This window comes from Psychrobacter sp. AOP5-GZ1-6, from assembly GCF_052376345.1.
Taxonomy (GTDB): Bacteria; Pseudomonadota; Gammaproteobacteria; order Pseudomonadales; family Moraxellaceae; genus Psychrobacter.
Genome location: NZ_JBQSVP010000105.1, coordinates 1 through 11,253 on the forward strand (window position 1 = coordinate 1; position 11,253 = coordinate 11,253).

At 43.5% G+C, this 11,253-nt stretch carries 7 protein-coding genes; 3 read left to right on the forward strand and 4 right to left on the reverse strand.

What is annotated here, in order from left to right:
- Positions 1-423: 423 nt before the first annotated feature.
- Positions 424-1,923, forward strand: coding sequence for a SulP family inorganic anion transporter (locus tag ACT3RN_RS11875; protein ID WP_192519070.1), 1,500 nt, complete (start codon positions 424-426; stop codon positions 1,921-1,923).
- A gap of 85 nt (positions 1,924-2,008) precedes the next feature.
- On the opposite strand, the gene rpoD is transcribed toward ACT3RN_RS11875, so the two are convergent.
- The 3 genes from rpoD to ACT3RN_RS11890 form a co-directional block, all read right to left on the reverse strand.
- A complete protein-coding gene (gene rpoD / locus ACT3RN_RS11880) occupies positions 2,009-3,904 on the reverse strand; it encodes an RNA polymerase sigma factor RpoD (protein ID WP_192519069.1) in 1,896 nt (631 codons plus the stop codon).
- Positions 3,905-4,421: 517 nt separating this feature from the next.
- Positions 4,422-6,578, reverse strand: a complete 2,157-nt coding sequence (locus ACT3RN_RS11885) for a DNA primase (RefSeq protein WP_192519068.1) — start codon at positions 6,576-6,578, stop codon at positions 4,422-4,424.
- 229 nt (positions 6,579-6,807) lie between these two features.
- Positions 6,808-7,902: an outer membrane protein assembly factor BamD gene (locus ACT3RN_RS11890; protein WP_192519067.1), complete on the reverse strand. Its 1,095-nt coding sequence runs from the start codon at positions 7,900-7,902 to the stop codon at positions 6,808-6,810.
- Positions 7,903-8,618: 716 nt separating this feature from the next.
- Here ACT3RN_RS11890 and ACT3RN_RS11895 point away from each other — a divergent pair.
- On the forward strand, positions 8,619-9,836 hold the full coding sequence (locus ACT3RN_RS11895; RefSeq protein WP_192519073.1) for an RluA family pseudouridine synthase: 1,218 nt from the start codon (positions 8,619-8,621) through the stop codon (positions 9,834-9,836).
- A gap of 86 nt (positions 9,837-9,922) precedes the next feature.
- On the forward strand, positions 9,923-10,852 hold the full coding sequence (locus tag ACT3RN_RS11900) for a polyphenol oxidase family protein (protein ID WP_192519066.1): 930 nt from the start codon (positions 9,923-9,925) through the stop codon (positions 10,850-10,852).
- A gap of 106 nt (positions 10,853-10,958) precedes the next feature.
- On the opposite strand, the gene ACT3RN_RS11905 is transcribed toward ACT3RN_RS11900, so the two are convergent.
- Positions 10,959-11,253 (reverse strand): YeeE/YedE thiosulfate transporter family protein (locus tag ACT3RN_RS11905; RefSeq protein ID WP_442069879.1); only part of this gene is annotated, 295 nt, incomplete at its 5' end.

An 11,253-nucleotide genomic window follows, 5' to 3' on the forward strand; every position in this document is an offset into this window, starting at 1 on the left:
TCTACAAAAGCTGCCACCATAAAGATGAATACGCCACCCTAGCTGTACCTCTCCTCAGTAATAATTGCTCTTATAGCAATTACTCTCATAAAGCGTCTAACGCTTTTTCTTGTGCGCATGCACTGCTTTAACGTTTGTATCATTATTCGATATATCTAGTGGATTATGAAGATTACACCACTAAAAAGTATGTTATGACGATAACTCGCTAACTATGATCGTTCACATTTTTATATTTATTATCTGACAGGTAATGGGCAAGGTACCTAAATAGAGACGTGCCTAGCTAGAGATGTGTCAGACTTTTTATGTGAGCTGATCTTAACTATTTTTTAGATGCTTTCCAATTAAATGTTTTCCAAATAATGATTAGATACCTCGTTTATGGACAGACTATAGCAGTTTCTAAAAACTGAGTTAAATATGTTAAATACAATTAAAGAGCATTGGCTATCCAATGCGCGCGGCGATGTCTTGGCTGGCATGGTCGTTGCTTTGGCGCTTATTCCTGAAGCAATTGCGTTTTCTATCATTGCAGGTGTCGATCCCCAAGTAGGGCTCTATGCCTCATTTTGTATCGCGGTAGTGATTGCGTTTGTCGGTGGTCGTCCAGCGATGATTTCAGCGGCGACTGGTGCAATGGCGTTATTGATGGTGACGCTGGTCAAAGACTATGGATTGCAGTATTTGTTAGCAGCCAGTGTGCTGACAGGTGTTATACAGATCATCTTTGGCTTCTTAAAGCTGGGCAATCTGATGAAATATGTGTCTCAATCTGTGGTGCTGGGCTTTATCAACGCCTTGGCTATTTTGATTTTTATGTCACAGGTTCCTGAGTTGATGCCGCAGGCAGGTTCAAACTTAGTACATGTTTATGGTCTTGTGGCATTAGGCCTCGTCGTTATCTATGGCTATCCATACATTCCAAAGATCGGTAAAGTGATTCCATCGCCATTGGTCAGTATTGTACTGGTCACGGTTGTAGCCATCTTACTAGGTGCAGAGGCTCGAACCATCAATGATATGGGGCAGCTACCTGATACCCTGCCGATGTTTTTGATACCTGATATCCCGTTGAACTTAGATACATTGATCATTATTTTTCCGTATTCTATCAGTTTGGCGATAGTTGGCTTGCTTGAGTCGATGATGACCATGACTATTGTAGATGATTTGACCGATACCAAAGGCGACCGTACGCAAGAGTGCAAGGGTCAAGGTATTGCTAATGTCGTTAGTAGCTTTTTTGGTGGAATGGCAGGCTGTGCGATGATTGGTCAGTCGATTATCAACGTCAAATCAGGTGGTTATACGCGTCTCTCTACCTTAGTAGCAGGTGTGTTTTTATTATTGATGGTAGTATTCTTAAGCGATTGGTTAAAGATTATTCCAATGGCTGCATTAGTCGCTGTGATGATTATGGTGTCTATTGGTACTTTTAACTGGGGCTCGTTTAAGGAGCTAAAAACCAAGCCGTTACAAAGCAATGTCGTCATGATTACGACTGTCGCTGTGGTGGTTGCGACGCATAACTTGGCCTATGGCGTATTGATCGGTGTATTGCTGTCAGCATTGTTCTTTGCCAATAAGATTGAGCGCTATATGAGTGTGCATAGCCACATGGATGCAGCATCGCAAACGCGTTATTATCAAGTTGATGGGCAAGTATTTTTTTCATCAGCAGAGCGTATGATTGACTCCTTTGATATTAAGGAATCTGTCTCTAACGTGGTGATTGATGTGTCGCGCGCGCATTTTTGGGATGTGACAGCAGTTGCTGCGATAGATAAAGTGATTATTAAATTTCGCCGCGAAGGCACTGAGGTAGAGCTCATTGGTTTGAACGAGGCGAGCCAAGCGATGATAGACAGTTTTGGTGTACATGATAAACCAGATGCTGAGCAAAGCCTAGGCGCACATTAACTTTGTATTAATAGTATCATATTCAAAAACACAAAAAAGCCGAGATTAACTCGGCTTTTTTATTGGTACGCATTCTGTTTTGATCTTAGTCATTTTCAAGGAACGAACGCAAGTGCTCAGAGCGTGACGGATGACGCAATTTACGCAGTGCTTTTGCCTCGATCTGACGGATACGCTCACGTGTCACATCGAACTGCTTACCGACTTCTTCCAATGTATGATCCGTTGGCATATCGATACCGAAACGCATTTTTAATACACGCGCTTCACGCTCAGTCAGGTTACCTAATACATCGCGAGTGGCTTCTTGTAGGCCAGCAGATGTCGCATCATCGACAGGGCTTGAGATCGTACCATCTTCAATGAAATCACCTAGATGTGAATCTTCATCATCACCGATAGGGGTTTCCATTGAGATAGGCTCTTTTGCAATCTTAAGCACTTTACGGACTTTGACTTCGTCCATCTCTAAACGTTCGCCCAATTCCTCAGGCGTTGGCTCGCGTCCCATTTCTTGTAGCAACTGACGTGAGACACGGTTTATCTTATTAATGGTCTCAATCATATGCACAGGAATACGAATGGTGCGCGCTTGGTCAGCGATAGAGCGGGTAATCGCCTGACGAATCCACCATGTCGCATAGGTCGAGAACTTATAACCACGGCGATATTCAAACTTATCAACCGCTTTCATCAGACCGATGTTACCTTCTTGAATCAGATCCAAGAACTGTAGACCACGGTTGGTGTATTTCTTAGCGATTGAGATAACCAAACGTAGGTTGGCTTCGACCATTTCTTTTTTGGCGCGGCGAGCTTTTGCTTCACCAACTGCCATACGGCGTGCCACGTCTTTCATGTCGTGGATTTTCATGTCGAGCTTTTGCTCGTAATCACGAATTCTACGTTGGAGTAGAATAACGTCGTCAGTGACTTTTTCTAACGTACCAGCAAAAGCAGGTTTGCCTTTGATACGCTCAATGAGCCAATCAACATTGGTTTCATTACTAGGGAAGGTTTTACGGAACTCATCGCGCGGCATACGACCACGGCGAATCACTAGACGCATGATTTGACGCTCTTGCTTACGGACGTCATCATAGACATCATGCATGATAGCCATAACTTGATCTGACAAGCGGTTGTTCAGTTTTAACATCATAAAGCGTTCTGCAAGCTGTGCATAAGCTTCATCCGCTTGTGCGCTGCCACGACCATAGTCGATTAAGGCTTGCTTGGCTTTGATAAATAGGTTTTCGATTTCTTCTAGACGCAAGCGTACTTCTTCTAGATCGATGCCGCTGGTTTCTTCTTCGTCTTCGTCATCTTCATCATCGTCGTCAAGCGCCGTTTCTTTTGCTTTGACTGGTGGTGGGTTTTCTTTCTCTTCTTTGATACGCTCACGCTCTTCTTTCGCTGCTTCTTTTGCTTCTTGAGCAGCGATTTTATCTGCTTCGGTTTCAGGATCTAAGAAACCAGTGATGACATCAGAAAGCTTTTTGTCGCCATCCTGTACTTTTTGATATTCATCGAGGACGAACTGTACCGTACCAGGCCAGTAAGACATGGCATGCTGTACGTCACGAATACCTTCTTCGATACGTTTGGCAATGGCAATCTCACCTTCACGGGTCAGTAGATCGACGGTACCCATTTCGCGCATATACATGCGTACAGGGTCAGTGGTGCGACCAGGCTCAGTTTCAACAGAGGCTAGTACTGCCGCCGCCTCATCTGCTGCCATGTCATCATCACTTGAATCATCGTTCATCAAGATGTCATCGGCATCAGGGGCAGATTCAAAGATTTTAATACCAACGTCAGTTAGCATTTGCACAATATCTTCGATCTGATCGCTTTCGGTAATAGAGTCGGGCAGTTGGTCATTCACCTCAGCATAGGTTAGATAACCTTGCTCTTTACCCATTTGGATTAAGGTGGCCAGTTGAGATGTGGACTTAGAAACTGACTTATCGTTCATAAATACTCGCTTACTTGCATCGGACATTTTTATATTGTGACGCGCTATCGCTGGCTGGGTGCGTTGATCTTATCAGTCGATTGATCAAAATGTGGCGTAGAGGTTGTCAATAATATCAAAAATGAGTGGATATGAATAAAGGCTCAAAACACTACAATAACAATGCTGAAAAACAGCTAAACATTAAAAAATACTTCAAAATAGTATTCGTTCAAAACTGCTAATTAAAAATAATACCTAAAATTTGTGCCTGACGATGCATGCTTATAATCTTTCACTAAGCAATGCTGCAAATATACAGCCGCATAGTTTAACACAGACCACAGTAATCAAGCACGAGACAGTGATATTTACCGACCATTTTCTACTGATTATTTGCTATCAGTTCAATGTTTAACATTATTTTGGATGCGGTTTTGACTACTCGGCATAATCATTAGTAGTGGGGGCAGCTGCTATACTTTTAAAGGGTTGATGTTTTATTTACAAAAATAAGGGTCAATACTAATATTCAATACTAAGATTGAACCGTGACCATTTGCGATGAGCGTTCGGCGTGTTGCGCACGTAGCCAGTTACTTAGATGCTGTGCTTGGATACGAACTATTGCTTGTTTGATATGGTCAGGATTTTTTATCAGCTCTTGCATTTTCTTTTTTATATTACGTTCGAGTAGTGAGCTTACTAACTCTTCTATCAAGTCATCAAGGCTTAGCACATTTCTGGTAGTTAATGCTCTATAAAACCCACCCCAGCTACTGCTTAAAGTGGTTTGGTTTGCTGGGTTGAGATTCGATAATACAAAATGTGCTGCTGCATTGGCGTCTGTTGGTAAGTACTTTAGGCAACGCTTTATGGTAGTGACCACGTCCAATAGCGCAGTATCTTGCAAGTCCTCCCATGCGATTGAACGTAATACATCGTCAGCGGCTTTTTGCTGAATATGAGCGGGTAGCTTTAAGTTAGTCAATCCTGACTGCTGCCAAATTGACTCAATCGGGTCTTCAAGCAATGCGCGTGGCTGGAATAAAAAACACAGCTGCAATTGCTGACTGATGGTCATGTCACCATCAAAATCTAGCAGCGCGTCTTTTGCCTCGACGTTTTGACTGCGCTTGCCGCCCAGCTTTTGATACACATCATTGTTCAGCAAGTACTTAAAGCTACTGCCTTTGGGCAATGCCATGGTTAATGAGCGTACTTGGGACATGAGCTTGGCTTTACCCTCTACCAAGGTCAGATCGTAACGCTCACTTAAATACGCAAAAATATACTGCGACAATGGCATGGCATTGGTGATCTGCTCACGCATGGCATCACTGCCCTGACTCTTGATAAAAGTATCAGGATCATGACCGTTAGGTAAGCTCAAAAACCTCAGCTCTTTGTCATCGGCCAATACAGGCAGGGCGACCTCTAGCGTGCGCCAAGCGGCTTTTTGTCCAGCGCTATCCCCATCGAAGCTGAGTGTTAGGGTAGGGTTCAGCGTCAGCAGTCGTGATATTTGGCTCTCGTTGATCGCTGTGCCCATAGAGGCAACAGCACCATAGATACCTGCCTGATAAAGGGCAATAACATCCATATAGCCTTCGACCACGAGCCAGTCATTGGCACGTTGCTGGCGAGACTCATAATAGCCATACAGCACATGCTGCTTATGAAAAACGGGTGAGTCAGATGAGTTGATGTATTTGGGCTTTACCTCGTCGTCTAGCGCTCGACCACCAAAGCCGATAGTACGGCCTTGATTGTCCCGAATCGGAAAGATGACTCGATCTCGTAATAGGTCGTAATCACGTCCTGATTCTGACTGACGCACTAAGCCTAACGCTTTGAGACCCTCGATATCCTGTGGGAACTGATGCTCGAGATGCTGCCAACCAAATGGCGCGTAGCCCAACCCAAATGTCTCAAAAATATCCTCAGTGATGCCACGCGATAAAAAATAATGCTTGGCATGTGGATGAGTAGTGAGATTGTGCTGATAAAACTGCTGAATTTGCTCTAATAAATCATAGAGGTTGCCATCTGTATTAGATTGGCTATCCATACCCTGTAGGTCGGCACCTTCATCGCTGCCGCTGAGCCAAGTTGGTGGATAGCTCGTATCGCCTTGATAGTCTGGACCGTAATTACCTGCATCATAAGCGTCTGCCGGATAAGGAACAGAGTCGTAGGCATCTAGTGGCGGATAGTCGTTGTAGCTATTTTCATCGTAACTAATCGGCGGTACATGGCTTTGTTCTAAACCGCTTTGGTTTGAGTTTTCTGGACTTAGGCTGCTTTGGTCGTTCGTGGCATTGGGTGCAGGCTGAGGTAGAATCGGCTTAGGAGCGGCAGGTTTGGGTACGCTACGCTGATAGCTGACGTTTTGCTGTTCTTCTTTGGGGACTTCAATACCGGTTTGCTTTGATAGCTCATTAACGGCCTCAATAAAGGTCAAGCCTTCATAATCGCGAAAAAAACTGATGGCATTACCACTGGCACCGCATCCAAAGCAATGATAGATGTTTTTTTGTGGATTGACATAAAATGAAGGAGATTTTTCGCCATGAAAAGGGCAACAGCCTTTATATTCATTACCTGCTCGTTTAAGCGTGGTATGACGCCCAATAATACTGATTAAGTCAGCTTGGCTATTTAATTGTTCAAGAATATGGTTTGGAATGCTCATACAAAAAACAGTTTACCATAGGTCAATCAGGTTGGAACACAAAGCGTGTTATAGAAACAGAAAAATAAGGCCAACATTATCGTTGACCTTATTTTTTTATGATACAGCATCTAAGTCACTTGTTATGAAGTACGAAAACGCATTTTATATAATGCAATAAGTCTTTGTTATTCATGTTAAGTGACTATAGATTAAGGGGCTATAGTTTGAAAAATTATAGCTTGAGAGATTATGGAACCATAGGAGCATCTTGGTTTGGTTGAGTGATGCCTACTGGTGGCTGACTGTTTTGCGGATTGCCGTTTGTACCACGTGCAGGCGCAACATTGGCAGCTGGCGCGTTAGCAGGAGCTGCATTGGCGCTAGGCAATCTTAGCTGATTGGCATTACGGATTATCTGAGTTTTGGTCGCACCATTATATTGACCTGTCCCTACTGATTTATCTTCTACGCTTGAGCGACCCAGCTTTCCAAAGGTCAGTTTATTCAGCCAACTACTATCACGTTTGGTATCTAGCTTCACATTACCATTACTGGTTAACTGATTAGGATAGTTAATTTGTAATAGGGTTTTGTACTCATTTGATAGATCGGTTAGACCCAGTTTGTCATAACTATAGGCTAAGACAGTCAGGGCTTTTGGGATAGATTCACTGAGTGGGTAATATTGAAATACCCATTTAGCACGGTTGGCAGCGGCAACATAAGCCTCGCGCTCGATATACCAATTGGCAGCAGCCATCTCACTTTCAGCAAATTGATTGTAAATAAAAGTCATACGCTGTGCTGCATCTGGTGCATAAGGGCTGTTTGGGTATTTACCGACCAGCTCTTGAAAGTTAGCAAAGGCAATACGTAGATAGGCGGTATCGCGTTCAGCTTGATTGAGCTTGAACAGTTTAAAGCCTTCTGATGAACCCTCCATATTGGCCACACCGCGTACGTAGTAAGCATAGCTGATTTGTGGGTTAGAAGGGTATAGGCGGATAAATTGCTCAGCACTAGCCGCTGCCATTTCGTACTCACCACTCGCATATTGTGCATACATCATATCGAGTAATGCTTGTTCAGCGTACTGACTAGTAGGGTAAAAGGTACGCAGGTTGGTCAAGTCTTCAATAGACTGATTGTAATGACCTTGCTCAATCTGTTCGATGGCCTCGTTATAGTAACTTTGTTCAGATTTTTCAGCAGTTTCTACCGCCGTATCTTCTTCGCCGCCGCCACTCAGGTTCTTAAAAGTCTGACAACCCACTAGGCTGACACTTAGGGTAAGTAGGGTTATTGAGGACAGTTTGATAAACGTGTTGCCAACAGCTTGCATACTTCTTCTCCGACACAGGACGCATAATAACAGCAGCGTCATTATGCTATATAAAAGGTTAATAATAAAAAGCGATGATGGTGCTACCTCGTAACTGTCTGTTATTGATTATATTTATCGTTAAGCAGACTTATCATCAACATGATTTTTATTGAATGCGGTTTATTTTAATAGTGTACGAGGTCAAGATGACATCTCACTCTAAAGTGTGTTGAACATTAAGCAGTGCCTATGTGTGAATGTTCAACATCTTTTAATAAGAAAGTCATTTTTTAATTCAGTGCCATAGCATACAGCAAAATATACTCATACTTTATAGAATAACGTTTGCTTCGTCTATTTTTTCATCATATTCCATTTCAGTTCGGCATTTTAGCATGAGCGGCTATCACGAGCGATATCGAATGTCGCTGATACTGTTAAATATACAGTAAATTACAGCAATGTCATATTTGGGAGAGTTAATCATTGAGTCTTGGTGCAAGTAAGCTCTAAGTAAAAATGATAGATTAGGAATAGCTTCTATAGGGCTTAAGCACTTGGCATGGTACACTATCGTGATATTGCTGCCGTTTTTTTTGATGATGATTGCTTTCACGATGAGTGATAAATTAGCAATGGGCAGACTATTTTTTTGTAATTTTTTTTAAAAAGTTCTCTAATGACATCATGTTAAGGACTTTACTACGTACCCATTTATTATGAATAATAATGCTATGACCACCCATTTACCACCGAATCAGTCGTTAGATACTGATTCATCAGCACAAGAGTCACCGATGCCAAATGATGTTTTAAAAGATAGTGAGTTACCTGACAACAATCAGCCCACACCTGATGAGACAGTGCATGATGATGCAACGTCAATTGAAGCGGATTTATCAGAAACAGCGTTGCTAAATAGCGATGAAGACTGTGATGACATCGACGATAGCGATGATGAAACTTCAGGTGTAGGTCAAGCAGTGCCAGTCGTGATAGATCTGACCCACACGGTCACAGAAGATGAGTCAGGTCTGCGTATTGATAAAGTTGCCTCGCTAGCATTCAAAGATTTCTCGCGTGTGCAGATACAAGGTTGGATCACTGATGGCAATTTGCTCTATAACGGTAGTGTGCAAAAGCCAAAGGTTCGCGTCAAAGCCGATGATGTGTTGCATCTATCAGCGACGTTAGAGCAGCATAGTGAAGACCAACCAGAAAATATAGATATCGATGTTGTCTATGAAGATGATGAAGTGCTCGTTATCGACAAACCTGTCGGCATGGTCGTGCATCCTGGTGCGGGTAATCAAACCGGCACTTTGGTCAATGCGCTACTATATCACTATCCACAGCAGCACCATCTACCGCGCGCAGGTCTGGTGCATCGGATTGATAAGGATACCTCTGGATTATTACTCATCGGTAAAACAAAACCTTCTCAAATGGCACTGATGGAGCAGCTAAAAGACAAATCCGTATATCGCCATTATAAGTGTGTGGTCGCAGGTGATCAGGCAAGCCTGCTGCGCCACCGTCGCATCGATGCACCAATTGGTCGTCATCGCAATCAACGCACGAAAATGACAGTCATGACAGCAGGGCGTGAGGCGGTTACTCACTTATTAGATGTGACACCACTTAATGAAAACTATTGCCTTTTAGATGTAGGGCTTGAGACAGGGCGTACGCATCAAATTCGTGTGCACTTAAGTCATGTGACCTATCCGATCGTTGGTGATCGCGTTTATGGTGGGCGTCGCCAGTTACGTTCAGGTCTCACGGAAGCGCAGCGTCAAGCAATTAATAACTTCCCGCGTCAAGCGTTGCATGCTTATACTTTAGGGTTCGTGCATCCTACGACAGGTGAAGATGTGGAAGTGACCACGCCGCTACCAGAAGACATGCAAAAACTGATCGCTGTGTTAAGTGATGGCTATGATGACGAATAATCAGTCTGGTAAAGTTACTCATAAACCATGCTGTAACGCCCTGTCGTTGGCATAAAACCGATTCATAAAGATAGTGAATTTTGGCCATGATGAATACGATTCCAATGACGTTGCTTGCGCAAATTGATGATGTCGCTGTTTTTCAAACGGCTGCGTTTCCTAATGAGACGGTTCACTCGCTTGACTCAAGCAGCGAGTCTGCAGCACAGACAAGCGCATTGCAACCAGGTCAGGCGAGTTATGGTGAGCTTAATTTAGGGCTGCATGTCAATGACGATGCGGCAAAGGTCTTGCACAATCGCATGGGATTGTTGTCTGCTATTAATGCAAGCTTTATAAGCCTGTCATCGAAAAGTCTTCAAAATACGCCGATTAGACGTTTGCATTGGGTTAATCAAGTTCATGGTAGGCAGATTCACGATGTCGATGCGCCTGTCTTAAGCATGGCGCCCGTGGCAGCGGATGCGATGGTTAGTCAGCAATCAGGTATTGGATTGGCGATAATGACTGCCGACTGTGTGCCTGTTGTCTTATACCAGCCTGCAACTGGACAGATAGCAGCGATTCATGCAGGCTGGCAAGGACTGGCTTGTGGCGTGATTAAAGCGGCTGTAAATAGGTTTGATGACACGCTACCGATTAAGGCTTGGATAGGCGTGTGTATCAGTCAGGCGAATTACGAGGTGAGTGTAGATGTCCGTGATAAGCTATTAGCAGGGTGCAAAGAAAACCAAGCCCTGTCAGCAAGAGAGCTGGATGATTTTGTCGCATTATTTTCTATACCGTCTGCCAGTAGCAGTACTAATGGCAATGACAAAGTTAAGCTTGATTTGCCTAAGTTGGCTGCCATGCAGTTGGAAGCTGCCGGTGCTATGGTTATGAATGAGTTACCTGTTGACTGTAGTTATGCCGACAGTCGCTATTACTCTTATCGTCGCCAGACACATTTACAGCAACCTGCCACGGGACGTATGGCATTAGTAATTGCTCGTAACATACAGAGCAGTGATCAATAAATATCGACTCAACTCTAATAATCTAATTGATGACACGCTCTAGTTTAGTGAATAAAAAACAGCCGATTGAATCGGCTGTTTTTTTATTCTCGTATGGTTATCTTTATTAGCAGACTGAGTCATTAGATTTTGGTACTGACAATCCGAACACAGGACGTAAGTACAGAGCCAAGAAGGTGCCTGCCATGGCGAGTATGCCCCAAATATAGCCGTGTAAGCTGAAAGAAGCGATACCACCAAAATAAGCACCGATATTGCAACCAAATGCCAAGCGTGCACCATAGCCCATCATCAAGCCACCAATGACGGATGCTGCAAAATTACCCTTAGTGATTTTGGTGAACTTGAATAAGCCACCAGCCGCCGAAGCAATAAAAGCCCCAATAATAATGCCGAAGTTC